We start from the raw sequence: 21,416 nt of genomic DNA, 5'->3' as shown, positions 1-21,416 counted from the left end.
TACCGTCACGGTATGGATCTGGAGCTGCGACACCTGCGTGTGGTCTGCGCGATCGCGGAGACGGGGAGCGTGACCAAGGCCGCCTCGGCGCTCGGCCTGGCCCAGCCGGCGCTGACCGCCCAGCTTCAGCGGATCGAACGGGCGCTGGGCGGGCCGTTGTTCGAACGGGACCGCCGCGGCGCCCGCCCCACCGCGCTGGGCGAACTGGTGCTGGACCGGGCCCGGGTGCTGCTGCCGGCGATGAAGGGCCTGCGGGACGAGGCGGCCCGGATGGCCGGCGCGGGCGATCCGCTGCGCCGGTACCGCTTCGGCGGGGTGAACAGCCCGATCCTGGGGCGGCTGGTGCACCGGCTCGCCGCCGAGCGGCCGGACGCGCAGATCACCACGTACGGCTCCTGGTCGGTGGACGAGCTGGCGCAGATGGTGGCCGGCGGCCGGCTCGACTTCGCGCTGACCGGCGTGTGCGGTGACTCGACGCCGTCGGCCGGGTTCGGGCTGAGCTGGCGGGAGGTGGCGGTGGAGCCGGTCTGCGTGCTGCTGCCGCAGACCCACCCGCTGGCCGGCCGCGCCGACGTCGACCTGGTCGACCTGCGGCGTGAGCGGTGGGTGGCCGCGCCGGGCGACGGTTGCTTCGGCGACTGCTTCGCCGCCGCCTGCGCCCGCTCCGGCTTCACCCCGAAGAAGGTGTACGAGGCGGACGTGCGGGCCGCGCTGGACCTGGTGGACGCGGGCGAGGCGGTGGCGTTGTGCCAGGCCACGTTCCGTCCGGTGGCCGGTCTGGTGACCCGCCGGCTCGCCGGTACGCCGCTGCGCTGGCGGCTGCTGCTGGGCTGGCATCCGGACGTGCCGGCCGCGGCGGTGGCCGAGCCGGTGCTGGCGGCGGCGGTCGCGGCGTACACCGACGCGCTGGCGAACCATCCGGAGTACCTGGGCTGGCTGCTGGCGCATCCGGAGTTCGGCGTGCAGCCCAACGGCTCGGGTGGGGTGCGAATCGCCTGAACCCGGGTAACACCGGCGACATGACTGATCTGTATCCGGCCGCCGACCAGCGGGAGCTGCTGCGCCAGGCGGCCACCGCGCACACCACCGCCGCAGCCGAGGTGGAGGCGTTCCTGCGCCGGTTGCCGGAGGTGCCGGGGCCGGCCGACGTGACCGAGTACGCCAACCTGCTCAGCCGCGAGGAACGCGCCCGCGCCGACCGGCAGGCCGCGGCGGACGCGGCCGGGCTGCGGCTGCCCAGCCTGGAGTCGGAGTAGCAGCCGGCGCCCGGGCGGGTGGTCCGCCCGGGCGCCGCCGTGCCGGCTCAGCGTTCGACGAGTACGTCGTGACCGAGGTCGAGCAGGGCGTGGCGCCACTCGTCGTCGGCGTTGCCCCGGCGTGGCCGCTGCGCGGTCAGCTCCCGGATCCGGGTGATCGCCTCCCGCATCACCTCGATGTCCTCCGGCGTGAGGTCCACCTTGCGCTTGCGCAGCACGGCGAGGATCTGCCGGCCCGGCTCGGGCAGGTCCAGGTCCGGGCCCGGACCGAACGCCTCCTCCCCCGACCCGCGGGTCAGCAGCCACTGCCGCAGCGTCTCGGAGGACACGTTCACCTCGGCGTGGAAGTCGTCCCAGATCACCTCGACCTCGGGGTCGAGTCGCGCCTCGCGTACCATCACGCCTCCTCTCCCGGCGGCGGCCCGGATGCCGGCTCGCCCTCGTTGGGTGTGTGCTGCTTCAGGCCCTCCGGCGGCACCCGCACCCGGGACGGGTTCGCCGTCGGGGTCGCCTCGATCGGCTCACCGGCCCCGATGTCGTCGTCGGGGATCTCCTCGGGTTCGGTCATGTCCGCCCTCCGGTCCTTCGGTGGCGGCCCGTCCCGGCCCGGCCGGGACGGGCCCCGGCCGGTCATCGGGGATGGGACGTGGTGGCCGGCGTGTAGCCCCGCTCACCGGCGGTGACGTCGAAGACGAGCTGGTCGTCGCGGGTGTCGACGGTGACCTTCTGCCCGGGCGAGATCTCGTTCTCGAGCAGCATCCGGGACAGCCGGTTGTCGACCTCGCGCTGGATCACCCGGCGCAGCGGGCGGGCCCCGAACTCGGGCTGGTAGCCGTGCTCGGCGAGCCAGTCGACGCCGGCGGTGCTGAAGTCGACCTGGATGTCCTGGGCGTGCATGCGGCGGCGGGTCTCCTCCAGCAGCAGCCCGGTGATCTGGCGCAGCTGCTCGGCCTCCAGCCGCTGGAAGATGATCACCTCGTCGATGCGGTTGAGGAACTCCGGGCGGAAGTTCTCCTGGAGCCGGCGCATCAGCCGTTCCCGCAGCTCGTCGCTCTCCTGCTCGCCGGGCGCGCCGGTGGCGAAGCCGACGGTGCGCTGGGTGCCGGTGATCAGCTCCGAGCCGAGGTTGCTGGTCATGATCAGGACGGTGTTCTTGAAGTTCACGGTCCGGCCCTGGCTGTCGGTGAGCCGCCCGTCGTCGAGCACCTGGAGCAGGATGTTGAACACGTCCGGGTGCGCCTTCTCGATCTCGTCCAGCAGCACCACCGCGTACGGGCGGCGCCGCACCGCCTCGGTGAGCTGGCCGGCCTCCTCGTAGCCGACGTACCCGGGCGGGGCGCCGACCAGCCGGCTGACCGTGTGCCGTTCCTGGAACTCGCTCATGTCCACTCGGACCATCCGGTCCGCCTCGCCGAACAGCGCCTCGGCCAGCGCGCGGGCCAGCTCGGTCTTGCCGACGCCGGTCGGGCCGAGGAACAGGAAGCTGCCCATCGGCCGGTCCGGGTCGGCCAGGCCGGTACGGGAGCGGCGCACCGCCTCGGAGACGGCGCTGACCGCGTCGTCCTGGCCGATGATCTTCTCGTGCAGGTGCCCCTCCAGGCGCAGCAGCCGGTCGCGTTCCTCCTCGGTGAGCTGGGTGACCGGGATGCCGGTGGCCCGGGAGACCACCTCGGCGATCTCCGTCGGGCCCACCTCGGGCACGTGGTTGGGGCCCTCGTCGCCGCGGGCGCGGCGGACCTGGTCCTCCAGTTCGGCGAGCCGGTCGCGCAGCGCGGAGGCCCGCTCGTACTGCTCGTCGGCGACCGCCTGCTCCTTGTCCCGGCGCGTCTCGTCGAGCTGCTGCTCCAACTCGCGCACGTCCTCGGCCGGGGTACGGGTGCGCAGCCGTACCCGCGCGCCGGCCTGGTCGATCAGGTCGATCGCCTTGTCCGGCAGGAACCGGTCGGTGACGTACCGGTCGGACAGCTCACCGGCGGCGATCAGCGCCTCGTCGGTGAACCGGACCTGGTGGTGCGCCTCGTACCTGTCGCGCAGGCCGCGCAGGATCGCGATGGTGTCCTCCACGCTCGGCTCGGGCACCAGCACCGGCTGGAACCGGCGGGCCAGCGCGGCGTCCTTCTCGATGCTGCGCCGGTACTCGTCCAGCGTGGTCGCGCCGATCACCCGCAGCTCGCCGCGCGCCAGGGCCGGCTTGAGCATGTTCGACGCGTCCATCCCGCCCTCGCTGCCGGCGCCGCCCGCGCCGACCAGCGTGTGGATCTCGTCGAGGAAGACGATCAGCTCCTCGCGGTGGGCGCGGATCTCGTCGATCACCTTCTTCAGGCGTTCCTCGAAGTCGCCCCGGTAGCGGGTGCCGGCGACCAGGCCGGACAGGTCGAGCTGGATCACCCGCTTGCCGATCAGCGTCTGCGGCACGTCCCCGTCGCAGATCCGCTCCGCCAGGCCCTCCACGATCGCGGTCTTGCCGACACCGGCCTCGCCGATGAGCACCGGGTTGTTCTTGGTCCGCCGGGACAGGATCTCCACTGCCTGCTCGATCTCGTCGGCCCGGCCGATCACCGGGTCGATCTGGTCCATCCGGGCCAGCTCGGTGAGGTCCTGGCCGTACTGGTCGAGGGTCGGGGTGCCGCGGTCCGGTCGCGGTGCGTTCGTCGCGCCGCGCTCGGCGCTGGCCGCCTGCAACGACTCGGGCTGGATCCGGCCCGCGGCGAGCATCCGGCCGGCCGGCGACTCGGGATTCAGCGGCAGCGCCATCAGGATGTGCTCGGGACCGATGTAGTTGGCGCCCATCGCGCGGGACAACTGGTGCGCGTCGAGCAGCGCCCGCTTCGCCGCCGGGGTGAGCGACAGGTTCGGCGGCACCTCGCCGCGCGGCGCGCCCTCGCCGCGCCCGCCCAGCGCGCCCAGCAGCGCGTCCGGGTCGGCGCCGGCCCGGCGGACCAGGTCGCGCAACGGCTCACGCTGCAACGCCGCCCAGAGCAGATGGTCGGTGTCCAGGTCGTTGCTGTGCTTCTGGGCGGCGCGGCGGGCCGCGTCGGCGAGCATCTCCCGGGCGTCGGCGGTCATCAGGCGGGTGATGTCGACCCGGTGCGCCGGCCGGCGTCCCCCCTCGCCCCGGCCGAAGTATCGGGCCAGGAACTCGTCCCAGGGGTCGTTGCCGAAGTCACCCGGTCCCATCATCTCGTCCTCCGCAGTCAGTCGGCACGACCGGCACCCGGCACGCGCGGCACGGTCGGCGGTGGCTACCCGGCGGTCGGCGTGACAAACGCGACCGGATGGCAGGCTGGGGGCATGGAGAGCAGACCGCTGCTGGTCGTGGACGGCGCGAACGTGGTGGGCTCGCGCCCGGACGGCTGGTGGCGGGACCGGGCCGGCGCGGCGGCCCGTCTGCGCGACGCGCTGGCGCCCCTCGGGGACGCGGGCGTCCCGCCGGAGCTGCCGCCACCGGTGCAGGTGGTGCTGGTGGTGGAGGGCGCCGCCCGGCACGTGCCGCCCGCGCCCGGCGTGGACGTGGTCTCCGCGCCCGGCTCCGGCGACGACACGGTGGTCGATCTGGTCGCCGCCGCGCCGGAGCGGCGGCGGGTGGTGGTCACCGCCGACCGCGAACTGCGCGAGCGGGTCACCGCGCTCGGCGCGGAGGTACGCGGCCCGCGCTGGCTCGGCCGCTAGCCGCCGGTCCCGCGAGCGGGACCGCGGTGTCCGTCGGCAGGACCGCCGGCCGGGGTCTTCGCGCACGTCAACGCGGGAACCGGACACGAGGGCCGCAACCACGCGAGGGTGGATGTTCGTCCACCCGTTCCGATGGGTTGTAATGGAGATCTCTTTGCCCCCAGGAGGTCCCCGTGGCGAGCGTCGCCGAGCTGAAGGCCGCCATCGATGTCGCTCTCCAGCAGATCGGTGACGGCCAGACAGCGGTGCAGGCGGCCGGCGAGAAGCTGGCCGAGGCGCAGCAGACCCTGGCCGGCGCGCTGGAGGGCAGCGGCCACGAGACGGTCGAGGCGGCGCAGGCCTCGCTGACACAGGCCGGCCAGGAGCTGGAGGAGTGTCTGGCCGCGACACTGGTCGCGGTCGAACAGGCACAGCTCTACGTCGCGACGCTCTGAGGCCCGGCCGTGTCCATCGTCGAGGACATCGGCGCGCAGGTGCGCGCCGCCGCCGAGGAACTGCCGCTGGCGCAGCTCGCCGCCGCGCTGGAGAAGCTCGGCCAGGCGCAGGAGCGGCTGCGCTGGGTACGCCAGGAGTCGTCCGACCCGATGGGGGTGCCGGAGCTGTCCTCGGCCACCGAGCACGCCGAGACGGCCGGCTACGCGCTGCGCGTGGCGCAGGAGCAGCTCACCGCGTACCTGGCCGCGATCGGGCTGGCCCCCGACGGCGCACGGCCGGCACCGCCGGGCGAGCGGCCGCCGAAGCACGACACGCCGCGCGGCGAGGAGCCGCCCGCACCCGGCCCGGCCGCCGAGCCGGGCGAGCAACCGGCGGTACGGCGCTGGTGGGCGGTGCGGGTGGCGGAGCTGACCGGCGGCCGGGAGGGCGCGCCGGACGAGCCGGACGAGCGCGTCGTGGACTCCCACGAGCTGCTGCGCCGGGTGGCCGCCGGGGTCCGCTCCGGCGACCGGGACCGGCTGCACCGCGAGCTGCGCCGGGCGCACGCCGACGTGGGGCTGGGGCTGGCCGCGATCACCCCGCCGCTGCTGCGCGAGCTGGCCGGTGAGCTGCTCGGCCATCCGCCCCGCGCGGACGATCTGCCCCGGCTGCGCGGCGCGCTGGACTCCCGGGTCCGCGACCTGCTGCCCGGGCTGCCGCGGCCGGTGCTCGACACGCTGCTGACCCGGGTGTGCCGGATGCCCCCGCCGCGCCGCGACGACGACGCGGAGCAGCCGCACGCGGCCGACCCGGCGGTCACCGCCGGTGTGCTCACCGGCGTGCTGCTCGACCGGCTCGGCCGGGACCTGCCCAAGGACACCGACGATCGGGAGCCGTCCCGTGGCTGACGTCCGCGCTCGACTGGTGACGCGGGTCCGGGGGATGCTCTCCGAGGCCCTCGGCACCACCCGTACCCGGCTCGCCGCCGCCGAGGCCGACCTGGCCGCCGGGCGGGACCGGCTGGCCCGTACCCGCCGGGCCGCCGCGGCGGTGCCCGCCCGGGTGGGTGCCGCCCGCGACCGGCGCCTGGCCGAGATCGACGCCCGGCACACCGCCCGCCTCGCCGAGCTGGCCCGGCGGGCCGCCGCCGCGGCGCAGCGGGAGGCGCCCGGCGCGGCGTCCGCGCCGTGGGACCGCTGGCGGGCCACGCCCGCCGGCCGGTCCGAGCCGCCTGGTGCGTTGCGCGTCGGCACGGTACGCCTCGACGGTGCCGAACCGGTGCCCGCGCTCGTCCCGCTGCTCGACGCCGGGCACGCGCACCTGGCCGGCCGTGACCGGGACGGGCTGGCCGCCGTGGTGCCGGCGCTGCTGCTGCGCTCGGTCGGGCGGGCCGACCCGGGCGCGGTGCGGCTCTACGGGTACGACCCGGAGCACCTGGGCGGCGGGCTGGCCGGGTTCGCGCCGCTGGGCACGGCCGGGCTGCTCACGTTCGTCGGGCCGGGCGGGTTGGGCCGGCTGCTGGACGACCTGGTGGAGCAGATCCGCCGGATCAACGCCACGGTGCTCGCCGGTGAGTACGGCTCGCTGCGCGAGCTGGCCGCCGCCACCGGACGCCGCCCGGAGCCGTGGCGGGTGGCGGTGCTGCTCGGCGGCGACGAGCTGTCCCGGCACGAACGCGGCCAGCTCGACCGGGTGGTACGGACCGGCGCGGCCTGCGGCGTGCACCTGGTGGTCCGCGGCATCGAGCTGCCGGACGACCCGACAGTCACCCGGATCACCGTGGAGCCGGACGACGCCCGGGTGGCCGGACTGCCGGTGGTGCTGGACGCGCCGCCGCCGCCCGCCCTGGTCACCGAGACCTGCCGCACCGTCGCGTCCCGGGTGGCCGCCGGCCCGCCGCCGACGCCCTTCACCGACCTGCTCCCGCCGCCGGACGAGTACTGGCGGGAGGACTCCGCGCACGGCCTCAGCGCGCCGATCGGCGAGGGCCCGCACGGGCGGCAGGTGCTGCTCACGCTCGGCGACTACCCGCCGCACGCGCTGATCGGCGGCCCGTCCGGCACCGGCAAGACGAACCTGATCTTCGCCTGGATCGGCGCGCTCGCCGCCCGCTACTCCCCCGCCGAGCTGGAGTTCTATCTGCTGGACTTCAAGGAGGGCGTGTCCTTCGCCCGGTTCGCGCAGGGCCGGCGCGACCCGAGCTGGCTGCCGCACATGCGGCTGGTCGGCATCAACGTCAACACCGACCGGGAGTTCGGGCTGGCGCTGCTGCGCTTCCTCGCCGAGGAGCTGCGCCGGCGCGCCGACGCGGCGAAGAAGCACGAGGTCACCAAGCTGGCCGAGCTGCGCGCGGTGGACCCGGACGGGCACTGGCCGCGCATCGTGGCGGTGGTCGACGAGTTCCAGGCGCTGCTGGCCGGGCGGGACGTGGTCGCCCGGGAGGCCGCCGACCTGCTGGAGGACCTGGCCCGGCGGGGCCGGTCGCAGGGCATCCACCTGGTGCTCGCCTCGCAGGACGTGCGCGGCATCGAGGCGCTGTGGGGGCGGCCGGCGCTGGTCGCCCAGTTCACGCTGCGGATCGCGCTGCCGAAGGCGCTGCGCATCCTGGCCGAGCGCAACGACGCGGCGCAGTCGCTGCCGCGCCACCACGCGGTCGTCAACGCCGAGTCGGGCCTGGCCGAGGGGAACGAGGTGGCCCGGATCCCGTCGGCCAGCGACTGGGAGACGTGGAGCGAGCTTCAGCACCGGCTGTGGCGGATGCGCCCGCAGGACGCCGCGCCGGCCCGGCTGTTCGACGGCGACGCGATCCCGAAGCTGGCCGACGCGCCGGACTTCCGCGCACTCACCGCGCCGGAGCAGGGCGTGCCGCGCAGCCCGGTGGCGCTGCTCGGCGAGATCATCGACGTGCAGTCCCGCTCGGCGGCGCTGCGGCTGCCCCGCGCGCCGGGCCGCAACCTGGCGGTGCTGGGCACCCGGGTCGACGAGGCGTGTGCGGTGCTCGACGCCGCCGCCCGGTCGCTGGCCCGGCAGTACCGGCCCGGCACCGCCCGGTTCTCCATCGCCTGCCTGGACCCGGACGCCGACCCGGCCGCCCGCGCCCTGTACGAGGACCTGGAAGGCGACGCCTCCTGGTACGACGAGGAGACGGTGCCGGAACTGATGGCCGAGGCAGGTGACGGACTCGGCGCGCCCGGTGCGGCGCGTACCCCGCACTTCCTGCTGCTGTACGCCGTGGACGCGGCCGCCGCGGCGCTCGCCGGCAAGGCCGGTACGCGCACCGGGCTGGAGCAGTTGCGCCGGATCCTGCACGACGGGCCGGAACGGCGTACGCACGTGCTGGCGTGGTGGCGTGGCGTGGCCCGGATGCGTGTGGACCTGGGCGGCGCGGGCGCGCGCACGGATCAGATCGGCGCCTGGGTGGCGCTGGACGTGCAGGGCGGCGAGCTGGGCTCCTCGCTGTATCCGGGCAGCGGCGGGCCGGACTGGTATCCCCGGCCGTGGCGCGGTCTCTACTTCGACCGGGCGGTGCACCGCACCGGACAGGTGATCATCCCTTATGGTCCCTCCCGATGAACGAACCGGTTGCCAGTGAGACGTACAGCGCGCAGATCCGCCGGCTCGCCGAGCTGACCGCCCGGGTGGCCGCCCAACGGGCCGAGGCGCACACCTGGTACGACCAGCAGGTGGCCGCCGCCGACCGGGCGGTCGCGGAGGCCGCCGAGCAGGTGCGGCAGGCCGAGACGGAGGTGGCCGAGGCGTCCCTGCTGGTGGAGCGTGTCGACGGCGAGGTCAGTCACCTGTGGACGCAGTTGCGGGCCCGGCTCGGTGGGAGCGCGCGGCGGCTGGGTGACCCGCCCGGCCCGGTACGCGGTGCCGCCGGTGACCCGGTGCCGCTGCTGCGGGCGGTCCGGGAGCTGCTGGACCGCACCGGGACACCCGGCGAGCTGCCCGGTTCGGTGAACCCGCTGCTCGTCGCATGCGGCATCGGCGGGGCGCTGGTGGCGTACGTGCTGGGGGTGGGTGCACGGGCCCTCGCGGCCGGTTCCAGCGGCGACCTGGCGGTGGGCCTGCCGGTGCTGGCGCTGGTGGTGACGCTGCTCGGCCCGGTGATCGGGCTGGCGCCGGCGCGGCTGCTGGCCGACCGCCGCCACGCGGTGCTGACTCCGCGCCCGATGATCCTGGTGGCCGCATCCGGCCTGGTCACGACGCTGCTCCTGCTGACGGTGACGTACACCCGCTGACCGCCGCCCGGCGCGCCGGCTCTCCCGCCGTCGATCATGAGGTCGGCGGCGCGACACGCCGTCGCGCCGCCGGTCAACCTCATGATCGCCGGGGTCAGGCGGGGACCAGGACCGCCTCCTTGAGCAGGCGGCGGGTCAGCGTCAGGCGGTCGGCGTCGTCGTCGAGGCCGGGCAGGTCACCGACTCGGGTCACCTCGCCGGTGAGCAGGGCGCGCAGCGCGGCCTCGCAGGTGCCGGGCAGGGTGAGCGTGCGGTCCGGCACGCGCAGCGTGACCCGTCCGTCGGCGGCCGGGGTGAGCTGCCAGCGCAGGCCGCCGCGTACCGCCACCTCACTGGCCGCTGTGAGCCGGGCCAGCGCCTGTGCCTGGGCCAGCGGCCGGATCGGTGCCGGGCGGGCAGCCGGCCACACCCGGGCACGCAGCCGGCCGGCCACCGCCGCCGGGTCGGCCCGCAGCAGCCAGTCGCGCAGCGCCTCGACGGTCTCGGTCAGCTCCGGCTCGATCGCGTCCGGGTCGGCCAGGTCGAGACCGAACGGCAGGCTCGCGCGCAGCCGCGCGTCCTCGGCGGCGAGCGCGAGCAGCTCCTCGACCACCGCGTACCGGGTCAGCGCCCGGATGCCCACCGTCAGGTGCAGCGAGCTGGACTCCTGCGCCTGGGCGCTGTGCAGCCAGCCGCGCGGCAGGTAGAGCGCGTCGCCCGGCTCCAGCACCACGTCCAGTTCGGGGCGGCCCTCGGCGGTCGCGGAGACCTCGTCGGCCCGGCCGCCCCACGGCTGACGTTCCAGCGGGTCGGCCAGCACCGGCGGGTGGATCCGCCAGTGCTTGCGTCCGTCCACCTGGAGCACGAACACGTCGTGGGTGTCGTAGTGGGTGGCGAAGCCCTGGCTGCCGGCCGGCGTCAGGTAGGCGTTCACCTGCAACGGCTGGGCCAGCGCGGTGCCCAGGTCGCGGGCGAAGTCGACGATCGCCGGCCAGGTGCGGTGCAGGCCCTGCAGCACCAGCGTCGCGCCGTCGGCGTACAGCGCCAGCACCTTCTCGTCGAGGACCTGGTCGCCGATCTCGGCGCCCGCGCCACCGCCGCCGGTGAACCGCGCCGCCGGCACGAGCTGGCCGTCCTTCGCCACCCGCAGGAACGGGGTACGCAGACCGCGGCGGCTGAGCAGTTCGTCGGCGTCGTCGGGGCTGAGCAGGTCGGTGAAGCCGTCGGCGTTCGGCAGCTCGGCGGCGCGGGACAGCAGCGGGCTGCGCCCCCAGTGGTCGGCGGCGAACTTGGCCGGCTCCACCGCCACGCACCGGGCCAGCGCCTCGGTCGCGGAGAACGGAACCGCCGGGCGGCCGTGGCCACCCGGCGGGTCGACGTGCGTGGTGCTCATGTGTCAGGCGCTGCCGTCGGCGCCGCCGTCGTGCTGACCCGGAGTCGCGCCGCCGTCGGCCGGACCCTCCGCGCCGCCGTCCGCGCCACCGTCGTGCTGACCCGGAGTCGCGCCGCCGTCAGCGGGGCCCTCCGCGCCGCCGTCCGCGCCACCGTCGTGCTGACCCGGAGTCGCGCCGCCGTCGGCCGGACCCTCCGCGCCGCCGTCCGCGCCACCGTCGTGCTGACCCGGGGTGGCACCGCCGTCGGCCGGGCCCTCCAGGCCGCTGCCGCCGCTGCTCTGGATGTCGTCGTCGTTCAATGCCATGGGTGCTCCCTCGGTGTGCCGCCCCGCGTGGTGCCGGGGTCCGTGTGCAGCGGGTGGTACCCCACGCCCGATCTTCTCTAACCACACCGTAGACGCCCGGACGCCGCCGTACGGACGGTTCGCGGGGCAAGCGGCAGGACCGGGCGGATGCCAGGATGGCGGGAGGACGACGCGAGGAGACGCACGTGACGCAGCCGGAGCCGCTCACCCCGCTGACCGAGGACTGGCAGCGGGCGCTGGCAGTGGTGGCCCACCCCGACGACCTGGAGTTCGGCGCCGCCGCCGCGGTGGCGCGCTGGACCGGGCAGGGCAAGGAGGTCGTGTACTGCCTGCTCACCAGCGGCGAGGCGGGCATCGACGGGATGACGCCGGAACGCGCCCGGGTGGTGCGCGAGGAGGAGCAGCGGGCCTCCGCCGCCGTGGTCGGGGTGTCGGAGGTCGAGTTCCTCGGCCTGCCCGACGGGCTGCTGGAGTACGGCGTGCCGCTGCGCCGGGCCATCGCCGCCGTGGTGCGCCGGCACCGGCCGGACGTGGTGCTGACGAACAACTTCCGGGAGACGTGGGACGGGGCGTACGCGCTGAACCAGGCCGACCACATCGCCTGCGGCCGGGCCACGCTGGACGCGGTCCGCGACGCCGGCAACCGGTGGCTCTTCCCGGAACAGCTCACCGGCGGCACGCAACCGTGGTCGCGGGTCCGCGAGGTGTGGGCGGCCGGGTCGCCGGTGGCCCGGCACGGGGTGGACGTGACCGACACGTTCGACAGGGGTGTGGCGTCGCTGCGGGCGCACGGGGCGTACCTGAGCGGGCTCGGCGACGGCGGTTTCGACGCCGAGGAGTTCCTGGAGGGCATGGCCCGGCCGGCCGGCAGCCGGCTCGGCGCACGGTTCGGCGCCACGTTCGAGGTCTTCCCGATCAACCTTCAGTAGGGCACGGCGATGTTCCTGGCCGGCACGCCGGCGGCCCGCCCCGCCGAGGGGGCGGGACGGGCCGGTCCGGTGCCGGATCAGGGAATCATCTGACGCAGGTCACCCGGCATGGTGGCCTTCACGTCCTCCCACTCGCCCTGGGTGACGTGCCGCCGCAGCGTGTCCAGCACGACCTGCACCACCCGCTGCGCGCCGCCCTCGACGTCGTACGGGAAGCCCTGGCGCACCTCGTACAGGAAGTCGTCGCGGTTGAGCTTGATCGGCACGTTCTCCGGCTGCCAGCCGTCGAAGTAGATCCCGCGCACCAGCACCGGCAGCTGCTGGGCGAACTCGGCGCTCTCCTGCACCGGCAGCCGGTCCCGCAGCAGGTGCAGCACGGTACGCAGCGCGGCGTAGGACTGGTTGCGCTGTTCCTTCGGCCAGCCGTACGCGGACTCGATCTCCTTGAGGATCACGTTCGTCTTGTCCAGCGAGGACTCGAACGCGGACAACAGCTGTTCGGCCATCGGGCTCACCCCCGTACTTCGGTCTCCCAGCGTCGGTCGTCGGCGCGGCGCGGCGGACCGCTGGGGCCCCGCCACAACCGGGTCGGACTGAACCGGCCGGGCCGTTCGGCCCGCCGTGGCGCCTCGGAGCTGCCGACCACGTGCAGTACGCCACCGCGGCGCCGATCCGCCACCACCCGTACCGTCATGACCCACCTCCTCGTCGCGGCGCCCGAGCCGGCGCCCACCGTCCATGCTGCGGCGGGGGTGGGTGAGCGGGCCTCACCCGGACCGGGTGAGACGCTCAGGCGTCCAGCAGGCCCGCGAGTGTGGCGGCGTTGCGCTGCGCGTAGTCCCGATAACAGTTGTTCATCAGCACGTGCGTCCGTTCGGCCCGGCCGGCCAGCTCGCGCAGCTTCGGCGCCCAGTCGCGCAGTTCCCGCTTCGAGTAGTCGTAGCCGAACTTCTCGTGGATGTCCTTGCTGGTCCACTTGTCGCTGTGGCCGTGGAACCGGACCACCGCGAGGTCGGCGGTGGCCGCCAGCACCGGCGGTACGGACGACCTGTGTCCCTGCGGCATGTCCACGCAGACGAACGGCAGGTCGTGCTCGCGCAGGAAGCCGAGCGTCTCCTCGGCGTTGTCGCCGTCGAACCAGGAGGCGTGCCGGAACTCGACCACCGGGCGCAGCGGCGCGCACCGCCGGGCCACCTCCAGCAGGTACTGCTTGTTCGCGCGCTTGATGGTGAACCAGGGCGGGAACTGGAACAGCAGCGCGCCCAGCTTGCCGGCCTCGACGAGCGGGTCGAGGGCGGACAGGAACCGGGTCCAGACCTCCTCGTACGCCTGCGCGGGCAGGTCGTCCGGGTAGACGTTGCGCTTGTCGGTGTCCGGGCGCAGGTCCTTGTAGAGCGCGGAGACGCGGGTGGGGTGGCCGGTCAGCAGGCTGAACGCCTTGACGTTGAACGTGAACCCGGCCGGGGTGCGTTCGGCCCACAGCCGTGCGGTCCGCTCGGCCGGCGGCGAGTAGTAGGTGGCGTCCACCTCGACCAGCGGGAACTGCCGGGCGTAGTAGGAAAGCCGTTTCTCCGGGGTGTCGGCGCTCGCCGGGTACCAGCCGGAGTCGAGCAGCGTCCGGTCGGTCCACGAGGCGGTGCCCACCTTGATCTCACCCATGGTGGGAGTTCACCGCGCTGCAGGACCGACCGGCAACCGGAACGGTGTTCAGGCCGCCCGCCGCTCCCGGGTCTGCTTGCAGGCCACGCAGGAGGTCGCGGACGGGAAGATCTCCAGCCGTTCCACCGGGATCGGGGCGGTGCAGCCCTCGCAGAAGCCGTAGGTGCCCTCGTCCAGCCGGGTCAGCGCGTGCTCGAACTGGGCCCGCCGGTCCAGGATGGTGCGCAGCAGCGACTGCGCGGTGTCCCGCTCGGCGGTCTTGGTGCCGCTGTCGGCCTGGTCGTCGCCGGCGGTGTCGCCGACCTCCACCAGCCGCAGCACCTGGCTCTGCGCCATGGTGTGCTCGTACTCGGCGGTCAGCTCGTCGTACCGCGACCGCAGGGACTGCCGGATCTGGTCGACCTCCGCCTGGGAGCGGCCGGTGGCTGTCGTGTCGTGGACGAGCATCGCTGCCTGCCTTTCCTACACCCTCATACCGGACCGGGGCGGCCAGCGCCCCGGACCCGGTCCGACTGTGGATGCGCGGGCGACGAGATCACCCGTGCTCTGTGAGCCGGGCGATTACCCCCGCCCTCGGCGGGTCAAACCGGCTGTTTCCTGAGTGTTTCCGGTGAGTCCGTAGCCGCTGGTCAGGCGGCCTCGACGAGCGCCGGGCGGCGCGGGTCGTCGGCCCGGACCACGACGTCGGCGAAGGACGCCGGGTCGACCTCGCCGGCGTATCGGGCGAACGCGGGCAGGGTCCAGCGCAGCGCCGGGTCGGTGCGCCGCGCGAGCGCCGCCGGGGAGAGCACGAGGTGGACGGTGAGGTCGAACGGCAGCGTGCCGCCGAGCAGCAGCGCGCCGCTGACCACCACCACCCCGCCGGGCGGCAGATCGACGTACGCGGCGCGGCTGGCCCGGTCGGCGCGGGCGTCCCACAGCGACGGCAGCAGCCGGCCGGAGCCGTTCGGGCCGGCCGGGTCGAGCACCTCGCGGCGCAGCCCGGGTTCGTCGAGCCAGCCCTCGTAGTACGCGTCGGGGTTGGTGCGGCCGAGTTCCAGGCGTACCGAGGCGGGACGGAGGAAATCGTCGGCGCGGACGTGCAGCACCGGCCGGCCGGCGGCGCGCAGCGGGTCGACGAGTGCCTCGGCGAGCGTGTCCGGGCCGGCGGCGGGCGGGCCGTCCACGGCGACCCGCAGCCGGCCGGGCGTCCCGGTGCGGGCGAGACGCTCGGCCAGCTCGGTGACGAGCCGGTCGGGGCTGATCGGGCGCACGCGCATCGGACCATCGTGCCGCGCGGGCGGGCGGGTCACCACATGATCGGTCCGGGCGGTCGGGGCTCCGTCCGGCGCCGATCGGCGGGTGGTGGTCCCGGACGGTCAGCCGGTGCGGTCGATGGTGACGCGGGCGTCGTCGGCGAGCCGGTAGCCGACGCCGTAGACGGTGGTGACGAGCGGGACGTCCACGCCGACCTTGCCGCGCAGCCGGCGTACGTGCACGTCGACGGTGCGGACGCCGGCGTGCTCGTACCCCCAGACCGCGTTGAGCAGTTGCAGGCGGGTGAACACCCGGCGCGGGTGGGCGACCAGGTGCAGCAGCAGGTCGAACTCCAGGCGGGTCAGCGGCAGCGGCTCGCCGTCGCGCAGCACCGACCGGGACGACGCGAGGATGTGCAGGGTGGGGATGGTCGGGGCGAGCGGGCGGGCCGGAGCGCGGCCGGCCGGCACGGTGTCGGGCCGGCGCTCGGACGGGACCGTGCCCGCGCTGACCACCGCGTCGCCGCGTTCGAGCATCTCGCGGGCGGCGTCGAGCAGCCGGCGGGCGGCCGGGGTGAGCGACTCCTCGCAGGCCAGGGGGATGGTGAGGGTGACGGTGAGCATGGGCGCGGCGGCCGTGTTCGCGGGACGACGCTGGCCGCCTGGGGGGCGACCGGGGACCGCGGGTTGGGACGTATGCCATCCGGCGCGCGACGAGGCGGGGCTGACCGACATGGTCCTCCTTGGGCTGGTCCGGGTATCTCCCCACGGCCCGGGACGCCGCTTCATCGATGCTTCCCGGCGTCTCTGCGAGGGTCAAGGGGCGGCCGCGTTGCATGAATGTGACATTTGACGAACACATCGCAGCCGTGCGCTCGCTCTGCGTGCGAGGCCCGTTGATTACAGCAGAGCACCGATTCGGCATGGTACGGGGGGTCTCCCCGGGGGTTCACAATGGCGGATCAGCGGCGAACGTGAACGCGGCGCACCCGATCCCGGGGTGCGCCGCGTGCCGTCCGGGCCGGGGTCAGGCGTCGCGGTCCACGACGATGGCGGCGTCGTCGGCGAGGCGGTAGCCCACGCCGTACACGGTGGTCACCAGCGGCGTGTCCGGCCCGAACTTGGCCCGCAGCCGGCGCACGTGCACGTCGACGGTGCGCGCCACGGCGTGCTCGTAGCCCCAGACGTTCGCGAGAAGTTGCAGGCGGGTGAACACGCGGCGGGGATGTTCGGCGAGGAACAGCAGCAGGTCGTACTCGATGCGGGTCAGCGGGATCTCGGCGCCGCCGTGCCGGACCCGCCGGGTCCCGGTGAGGATGCGCACGGCGACGGGCGCCGCCGGGGCGGCGGCGTCGGCGCGGCGCAGGTCGAGCACGGTACGGCCGGCCGGCCCCTCCCCGGAGGCGGCCAGTCCCTCGCCGGAGGCGGCCAGTTCGTCGAGCAGGTCGACCAGGCGCGCGAGACCCGGCGTGAGCGGCCCGGCGCCCAGGTCGAGCGTGATGGTGAGCGTCGGTGCGGTACGCGGCCGGGGCGGCACGGCCCGGTCGGGGCGGCCCGAGCGGGCCGGACGGGTGGTGAGGGCGACGACGGACATGGGAGCCTCCTGTGCGGGCGATCGCCCCGCCCCGCCGGGTGCGGCGGGACGGTCAGCGGAGCGCCCCGCCGGCGGTGACCGGGGGCGCGGCGGACGAGGGTCGGGTCGGCGGGGTGGGACCGAGGGTGGGCAGGCCGGCGATCTGCCAGGCGGCGAAGCCGCCGGCGACGTCGGTGGCCCGGTGCAGGCCGATGTCGTGGAGCGCGGCGGCGGCCAGCGACGAGGTGTAGCCCTCCTGGCAGAGCACGATCACCGGGACGTCGTAGCCGGTCGCCTGCGGCAGCCGGGCGGCGCAGCGCGGGTCGAAGCGCCACTCCAGCACGTTGCGTTCGACCACGAGCGAGCCGGGCACCGTGCCCTGCGCGGCGCGTTGTGCGGCCGGGCGGATGTCTACGAGCAGCGCTCCGCCCCGGCACGCCAGGTGTGCCTGCTCCGGGTCGAGGCGGCGCAGGCGGGCCCGGGCGGCGGCGAGGATCTCGTCGATGCCCCGCGAGCCGGGCGGCGGGACCGGACAGCGCTCGGTACGGGTGGGGGTCTGCGCCATCGTGGCGTCCTTCCGTTCGTCGGGGTTGCGGGTGCGGCTCACCAGGCCACACCGGCTCGGGCCACCTCGGCGACCCGGAGCCGGCCGGCGACGAGGTGGTAGCGGGTCATCCGGATCAGCGCCGGCCGGTACACGTGCACGCTGACGGCGGGCTCGTCGCCGTGGTCGGTGACCTGATGCACGTGCCGGGCGCCGAAGCGCCGGCCGGCTCCCGCGGCGAGCCGGTGCGGGCGCAGCCGCCCGCCGCTCACCGTCTCCTCGGTGAGCACGCCGGCCACGACCAGGAACGCGCCGGACGAGCCGCCGTGGTCGTGCAGGCCGGTGCCCTGTCCGGGCAGCCAGCTCAGCGCCCACACCTCGTACGCGTCGCCGGCGTCCAGCCGGGCGTACCAGCGCTCGGGCGCCTCGAACCGCAGCGGCACCGGCCAGCCGTCCGGGTCGGCCCAGCGGGCGGCGACGGCGAGCAGGTCGGCGGGAACGGTGCTGGTCATCGGCGGTGCGTCCTCACGGTGCGGAGCGGATGTGCTCCCCCAGCTTAGACGGTAAAGCCTATCGGTTTAGTAGGTAATACCGGATGCTGGGACGCCGGGCGCGGCTCAGCGCAGGATCGGCGGACCCACCCGGTAACCCGGCACCGACGGCCAGCGGACGGTGAGCACCGTGGACTCCCGCTCGGCGTACCAGGAGTGGTCCACGCCCCGGCCCCACACCACGTAGTCACCGGGCGCGCGCAGCACCACCGTCCGGTCCGGCAACTCGATCCGGAACGCGCCGCTGATCAGCACCAGCAGGGCGGTACGCCGCTCGCCGGTGGCCCACCGGGACCGGGTCTCCCCCGCCGGGTGCACGCCCCACTTCACCTCCACGTCGGTGCTGTGCCGCACGTCCCCGGCCGGTTTGAAGTGGCCCAGCAGCCAGCCCGCGTCGGCCGCGCCGTCCACCGCCGCGTTGCCCACGTACACCCGATCGTCCATGTGCGCGCCTCCCGTGCCCGGCTGCGCAAGCTACCAGGCGCGTCCGGCCGTGACGCCATAGCCTGGGCGGATGCCCGACGAACTCGACGACGAGACCATCGCCTTCGCCCACCGGATGTTCGACCTGGCGCGGGCCGGCGCCACCGAGGAGCTGGCGGCCAACGTGGACGCCGGGCTGCCGGTCAACCTCACCAACGCCAAGGGCGACACGCTGCTGATCCTCGCCGCGTACCACGCCCACCCGGACACGGTGGCCGCGCTGCTGGCCCGGGGCGCCGACCCGGCCCGGGTGAACGACAGGGGGCAGACCGCGCTCGCCGCGGCGGTGTTCCGGCGCCAGGAGGCGGCGGTCCGCGCACTGCTCGACGCCGGCGCCGACCCGGACCACGGCGGCCCGTCCGCGGTCGAGACCGCCCGGTTCTTCGAGTTGCCCGACATGCTGGCGCTGCTCGGCCGCGCGTGACCGGCGGGCGGTATACAGGGACAGTGGAGGATCCCGTACCCGAGCAGATGCGCACGGCCGCCGCGGCGTTCCTGGCCGCGCTGGACGAACCGGCCCGCGACGCCGCCCGGCACGCCTTCGACGACGAGCCGGCCCGGCGGTGGCTGGAGTACCGGCCACGGCCCCGGCCCGGCGTCGCGCTCGCCGGCCTGGACGTCGACGCCCGCAAGGCCGCCCACCGGCTGCTCGCCACCGCGCTCAGCCCTGCCGCGTACGCGCAGGCCATGACCGTGATGGCCCTGGAGGAGGTGCTGGACCGGGCCGAGGACTGGCGACGCGGCCGGCACAGCGGCGACTACTGGGTGGCCGTCTTCGGCGACCCGGACCGCGACGACGACTGGGCCTGGCGGTTCGAGGGACACCACCTGTCGGTGAGCATGACGGTCGCCGACGACCGGGTCTCCCCCGCGCCGGTCTTCCTCGGCGCCAACCCGGCCACCGTCCGGCACGCCGGCCGCCCGGTCTCCCGGCCCCTGGGCCCCGAGGAGGACCTGGCCCGCGAACTGCTCGACGCGCTCGGACCGGCCGGCCGGTCCGCCGCGATCATCGCCGACGAGGCGCCCGCCGACATCATCAGCGCCACCCGGGCCACCGCGCCGGGACGGCTCGACCCGCTCGGCGTACCCCGGGGGCGGCTGCGGCCCACCGGCCGGGCGCTGCTCGACCGGCTGGTCGCGCTCTACCTGGACCGGCTCCCGCCGGAGCTGGCGGCCCGGGAGGCCGACCGGCTCGACGGCGGCGAGCTGCACTTCGCCTGGGCCGGCCCGGTCGAGCCGGGCCGGCGGCACTACTACCGGGTGCAGGGCGACGACCTGCTGATCGAGTACGACAACACCACCGACGACGGCAACCACGCGCACACGGTGCTGCGCCGCCCGGCCGGTGACTTCGGCGCCGACGTGCTGGCCGCGCACCACGCCGCCGCCCACCGGCCCGGCCCGCTCAGCCCCGGCGCGCCTCGATGAGGAAACGGCGGGCGTACGCGACGAACGGTCCCTCGGCGCGGATCCGCTCGTCCAGGCGGCGCAGCTCGTCGGTGTAGCGGCCCACCGTGAAGCCGGGCACCGTCCAGACCACCTTGCGCAGGAACCAGACCACCGCGCCGATGTCGTGGAAGACGGTACGCAGCGCGGCCTCGCGCAGGTCGACGACCGTCAGCCCGGCGGCCCGCGCGTCGGCGACCGCCTTCTCCGGGTGGCGGTGCTCCGGCGGCGGCAGCGGCAACGCATTTCGGCAGCGGTCAGAACGGGCGCGGGCGGGCGATCTCGACAGTGGACCCGGCGGGCACCTCGCCGAACGTCTCGAAGCCGCCCGGCTCGGCGGCCCGGTCGAACTGCTGCATCAGCCGCGCGCCCAGGGCCACCCCGACCGCGCCGACGGCCAGCGCGACGAGTTCGGCGGCGAGCAGGGCACCGTTCGCGCCCCGCTGCGGCGCGTTCGCCCGGATCAGGCAGGACAGCAGGAACAGCCCCGCCATCACGGCGTTGACCAGGTTGAACGTCAGCACGGTCCGGCTGGTCCGCCCGGCGCGGACGTCCCACAGGTCGACCAGGCCGGCGACTGTGGTGAGCCCGGCGGCGACGAGCGCGGCCACGGCGGTCCAGTAGCCCACCTCGCCGAGGAACGCCGGACCGCCGGCCACGTCGGCCAGGTCGAAGACCGCGGCGCAGACGAACAGGCCGAACGGGAACGTGACAAGCATCGGTTGAATGGGATGCCCCTGCACCCGCAGTCGGCTCTGCATCGCTTCCTCCCCAGGTCGGCGCAGCTCACCAGTCCAGAGTGCTACCCGAGGCGCCGCGGGGTGAAACGACTGTCGCTCAGTTGTCCCGGGGCCGGGAGACGGTCAGCACGAGCCGTTCGGCCACCTCGCGCAGCGGGATGTCCAGCGAGGACGCGGCGCTGCGCAGCACCCGCAGCGCCTCCGGGGCGGGACAGCCGCGCTGCGTCATGATCACGCCGACGGCCTGCCCGACCACGCCCTCGGCCAGCAGCGAGTCGTCGACCTCGCCGGCCCGGGAGGCGGCCCGCTCGCGGTCGCGGGCGGCGGCCAGCAGCAGGCCGGCGTGCTCGGCGAGCAGCATCGCGGTGAGCTGGTGGCGGGGGGTGAGCGCGTCGGGCGCCTCGGCGTACAGGTTGATCGCGCCGATGACCTGCTCGTCCACGTCGACCGGGGCGGAGATCACGCCGTGCACGCCCAGCGCGCGGGCCCGCTCGCTCCAGGCAGGCCAGCGCGTCTCGTCGGACAACCCGCCCGCGATGATCATCTCCCGGCGGTGGATCGCCGTCATCGCCGGCGTGTCCGGGCCGTACCGCAGGTCGTCCAGCTCGGCGCGGTCCGGGTCGGAGGCGGCCACCCCGGCGGGCTCACCGGCGCGTAGCGCGGTGAAACCGCAGCAGTCCACGCCCGGCACGGCGTCGCGGGCGATCCGGACCAGGCGGTCGAGCGCCTCGTCGAACCCGGCCGCACCGATCAGGCCGGCGGTCAGCTCGCGCAGCAGCGCGGCCGTCTCCAGCACACCGAGGTTGTCGATCATGGGTTGGCGCGTGTCGAGGTTCACCGGGCCGGGGCCTCCACCGTCCCCGCGTCCGTCCACGCGGTCTCCCCGTCCGGCACCGTTGCCTGTCCCATGTCCGTCCCTCCTGTGGCCGGGCCCCGGCCTACTACCCTCGCAGACCGCGGGCGAAACCGCGCAAAAAGGCCCCTCCCGGTCGCACCGG

The 21,416-nt window shown here is 75.2% G+C and carries 27 protein-coding genes; 10 read left to right on the top strand and 17 right to left on the bottom strand.

Annotated elements, in window-relative coordinates; genetic code table 11:
• The first annotated feature begins 12 nt into the window (after window positions 1-12).
• The gene (locus ACPCK6_RS20575; protein ID WP_423481920.1) at window positions 13-999 is read left to right on the top strand and encodes a LysR family transcriptional regulator; all 987 of its coding nucleotides are present in this window, start codon (window positions 13-15) and stop codon (window positions 997-999) included.
• Window positions 1,000-1,019: 20 nt separating this feature from the next.
• Window positions 1,020-1,256 carry a hypothetical protein gene (locus tag ACPCK6_RS20570; RefSeq protein WP_013286065.1) on the top strand — a complete coding sequence of 79 codons (237 nt, stop codon included), beginning with the start codon at window positions 1,020-1,022 and terminating at the stop codon, window positions 1,254-1,256.
• Window positions 1,257-1,303: 47 nt separating this feature from the next.
• Here ACPCK6_RS20570 and ACPCK6_RS20565 read toward each other — a convergent pair whose 3' ends face one another.
• The 3 genes from ACPCK6_RS20565 to ACPCK6_RS20555 all read right to left on the bottom strand — a co-directional run bounded on the left by ACPCK6_RS20565 (window position 1,304) and on the right by ACPCK6_RS20555 (window position 4,436).
• Entirely contained in the window at window positions 1,304-1,654 is a 351-nt protein-coding gene (locus tag ACPCK6_RS20565) for a DUF3140 domain-containing protein (protein WP_135239924.1), read from the bottom strand.
• Complete coding sequence (locus ACPCK6_RS20560) at window positions 1,654-1,824, bottom strand: hypothetical protein (RefSeq protein ID WP_396883234.1); 171 nt, start codon at window positions 1,822-1,824, stop codon at window positions 1,654-1,656. Before ACPCK6_RS20560 ends, ACPCK6_RS20565 begins: the two co-directional genes overlap by 1 nt.
• A gap of 62 nt (window positions 1,825-1,886) precedes the next feature.
• Window positions 1,887-4,436 (bottom strand): ATP-dependent Clp protease ATP-binding subunit, encoded by a 2,550-nt coding sequence (locus tag ACPCK6_RS20555; RefSeq protein ID WP_396883232.1) that lies wholly within the window; start codon window positions 4,434-4,436, stop codon window positions 1,887-1,889.
• A 111-nt stretch (window positions 4,437-4,547) separates the two neighbouring features.
• Here ACPCK6_RS20555 and ACPCK6_RS20550 point away from each other — a divergent pair, with 111 nt between their 5' ends.
• From ACPCK6_RS20550 to ACPCK6_RS20530, 5 genes are all read left to right on the top strand, one after another.
• Window positions 4,548-4,925 (top strand): hypothetical protein, encoded by a 378-nt coding sequence (locus ACPCK6_RS20550; RefSeq protein ID WP_396883231.1) that lies wholly within the window; start codon window positions 4,548-4,550, stop codon window positions 4,923-4,925.
• A gap of 173 nt (window positions 4,926-5,098) precedes the next feature.
• The gene (locus tag ACPCK6_RS20545; RefSeq protein WP_013286060.1) at window positions 5,099-5,359 is read left to right on the top strand and encodes a hypothetical protein; all 261 of its coding nucleotides are present in this window, start codon (window positions 5,099-5,101) and stop codon (window positions 5,357-5,359) included.
• Between the two features lie 9 nt (window positions 5,360-5,368).
• Window positions 5,369-6,247 (top strand): hypothetical protein, encoded by an 879-nt coding sequence (locus ACPCK6_RS20540; RefSeq protein WP_135239921.1) that lies wholly within the window; start codon window positions 5,369-5,371, stop codon window positions 6,245-6,247.
• Window positions 6,240-8,912: an FtsK/SpoIIIE domain-containing protein gene (locus ACPCK6_RS20535; RefSeq protein WP_396883229.1), complete on the top strand. Its 2,673-nt coding sequence runs from the start codon at window positions 6,240-6,242 to the stop codon at window positions 8,910-8,912. The genes ACPCK6_RS20540 and ACPCK6_RS20535 overlap by 8 nt, the downstream gene beginning before the upstream one ends.
• Window positions 8,909-9,580, top strand: a complete 672-nt coding sequence (locus ACPCK6_RS20530) for a hypothetical protein (RefSeq protein ID WP_423481919.1) — start codon at window positions 8,909-8,911, stop codon at window positions 9,578-9,580. Before ACPCK6_RS20535 ends, ACPCK6_RS20530 begins: the two co-directional genes overlap by 4 nt.
• A 94-nt stretch (window positions 9,581-9,674) precedes the next feature.
• Here the strand turns inward: ACPCK6_RS20530 and ACPCK6_RS20525 are convergent, their stop codons facing one another.
• Window positions 9,675-10,952, bottom strand: coding sequence for a cupin domain-containing protein (locus tag ACPCK6_RS20525; RefSeq protein WP_423481918.1), 1,278 nt, complete (start codon window positions 10,950-10,952; stop codon window positions 9,675-9,677).
• A 3-nt stretch (window positions 10,953-10,955) separates the two neighbouring features.
• Window positions 10,956-11,258 carry a hypothetical protein gene (locus ACPCK6_RS20520; protein WP_073829703.1) on the bottom strand — a complete coding sequence of 101 codons (303 nt, stop codon included), beginning with the start codon at window positions 11,256-11,258 and terminating at the stop codon, window positions 10,956-10,958.
• A gap of 185 nt (window positions 11,259-11,443) precedes the next feature.
• On the opposite strand from ACPCK6_RS20520, the gene ACPCK6_RS20515 reads away from it, so the two are divergent.
• A complete protein-coding gene (locus ACPCK6_RS20515; RefSeq protein ID WP_396883225.1) occupies window positions 11,444-12,187 on the top strand; it encodes a PIG-L deacetylase family protein in 744 nt (247 codons plus the stop codon).
• Window positions 12,188-12,264: 77 nt separating this feature from the next.
• Here the strand turns inward: ACPCK6_RS20515 and ACPCK6_RS20510 are convergent, their stop codons facing one another.
• The 9 genes from ACPCK6_RS20510 to ACPCK6_RS20470 all read right to left on the bottom strand — a co-directional run bounded on the left by ACPCK6_RS20510 (window position 12,265) and on the right by ACPCK6_RS20470 (window position 18,193).
• Complete coding sequence (locus ACPCK6_RS20510; protein WP_194801626.1) at window positions 12,265-12,693, bottom strand: DUF2267 domain-containing protein; 429 nt, start codon at window positions 12,691-12,693, stop codon at window positions 12,265-12,267.
• 283 nt (window positions 12,694-12,976) lie between these two features.
• On the bottom strand, window positions 12,977-13,846 hold the full coding sequence (locus ACPCK6_RS20505; protein WP_423481917.1) for a DUF72 domain-containing protein: 870 nt from the start codon (window positions 13,844-13,846) through the stop codon (window positions 12,977-12,979).
• Window positions 13,847-13,894: 48 nt separating this feature from the next.
• Entirely contained in the window at window positions 13,895-14,293 is a 399-nt protein-coding gene (locus ACPCK6_RS20500; protein WP_269706492.1) for a TraR/DksA family transcriptional regulator, read from the bottom strand.
• Between the two features lie 182 nt (window positions 14,294-14,475).
• Window positions 14,476-15,105: a nucleoside/nucleotide kinase family protein gene (locus ACPCK6_RS20495; protein ID WP_396883221.1), complete on the bottom strand. Its 630-nt coding sequence runs from the start codon at window positions 15,103-15,105 to the stop codon at window positions 14,476-14,478.
• Between the two features lie 99 nt (window positions 15,106-15,204).
• Complete coding sequence (locus ACPCK6_RS20490; protein ID WP_396883220.1) at window positions 15,205-15,816, bottom strand: winged helix-turn-helix domain-containing protein; 612 nt, start codon at window positions 15,814-15,816, stop codon at window positions 15,205-15,207.
• Between the two features lie 292 nt (window positions 15,817-16,108).
• Window positions 16,109-16,675: a winged helix-turn-helix domain-containing protein gene (locus ACPCK6_RS20485; protein WP_396883219.1), complete on the bottom strand. Its 567-nt coding sequence runs from the start codon at window positions 16,673-16,675 to the stop codon at window positions 16,109-16,111.
• Window positions 16,676-16,727: 52 nt separating this feature from the next.
• A complete protein-coding gene (locus tag ACPCK6_RS20480; protein WP_396883218.1) occupies window positions 16,728-17,219 on the bottom strand; it encodes a rhodanese-like domain-containing protein in 492 nt (163 codons plus the stop codon).
• 38 nt (window positions 17,220-17,257) lie between these two features.
• Window positions 17,258-17,710: a cysteine dioxygenase gene (locus tag ACPCK6_RS20475; protein ID WP_423481916.1), complete on the bottom strand. Its 453-nt coding sequence runs from the start codon at window positions 17,708-17,710 to the stop codon at window positions 17,258-17,260.
• 105 nt (window positions 17,711-17,815) lie between these two features.
• A complete protein-coding gene (locus tag ACPCK6_RS20470) occupies window positions 17,816-18,193 on the bottom strand; it encodes a cupin domain-containing protein (RefSeq protein ID WP_396883215.1) in 378 nt (125 codons plus the stop codon).
• Between the two features lie 70 nt (window positions 18,194-18,263).
• Between ACPCK6_RS20470 and ACPCK6_RS20465 the strand changes: the two genes are divergently transcribed.
• Both ACPCK6_RS20465 and ACPCK6_RS20460 read left to right on the top strand, forming a co-directional pair.
• Window positions 18,264-18,656: an ankyrin repeat domain-containing protein gene (locus tag ACPCK6_RS20465; RefSeq protein WP_013476997.1), complete on the top strand. Its 393-nt coding sequence runs from the start codon at window positions 18,264-18,266 to the stop codon at window positions 18,654-18,656.
• A gap of 23 nt (window positions 18,657-18,679) precedes the next feature.
• Window positions 18,680-19,660, top strand: a complete 981-nt coding sequence (locus ACPCK6_RS20460; protein ID WP_423481915.1) for a DUF3500 domain-containing protein — start codon at window positions 18,680-18,682, stop codon at window positions 19,658-19,660.
• Here ACPCK6_RS20460 and ACPCK6_RS20455 read toward each other — a convergent pair.
• The 3 genes from ACPCK6_RS20455 to ACPCK6_RS20445 all read right to left on the bottom strand — a co-directional run bounded on the left by ACPCK6_RS20455 (window position 19,638) and on the right by ACPCK6_RS20445 (window position 21,232).
• Window positions 19,638-19,919, bottom strand: a complete 282-nt coding sequence (locus ACPCK6_RS20455; protein WP_423481914.1) for a hypothetical protein — start codon at window positions 19,917-19,919, stop codon at window positions 19,638-19,640. The two genes, ACPCK6_RS20460 and ACPCK6_RS20455, sit on opposite strands and share 23 nt — an antisense overlap.
• Before the next feature lie 16 nt (window positions 19,920-19,935).
• Entirely contained in the window at window positions 19,936-20,439 is a 504-nt protein-coding gene (locus ACPCK6_RS20450; RefSeq protein WP_396883211.1) for a DUF2231 domain-containing protein, read from the bottom strand.
• A 76-nt stretch (window positions 20,440-20,515) separates the two neighbouring features.
• Window positions 20,516-21,232, bottom strand: coding sequence for a GAF and ANTAR domain-containing protein (locus tag ACPCK6_RS20445; RefSeq protein ID WP_396883307.1), 717 nt, complete (start codon window positions 21,230-21,232; stop codon window positions 20,516-20,518).
• Window positions 21,233-21,416 lie beyond the last annotated feature (184 nt).

This window comes from Micromonospora sp. AB353, assembly GCF_049538395.1.
Classification (GTDB): Bacteria; Actinomycetota; Actinomycetes; order Mycobacteriales; family Micromonosporaceae; genus Micromonospora; species Micromonospora aurantiaca.
The sequence above is the reverse complement of the archived record's forward strand: the minus strand, read 5'-3'. Positions and strand labels throughout refer to the sequence as shown.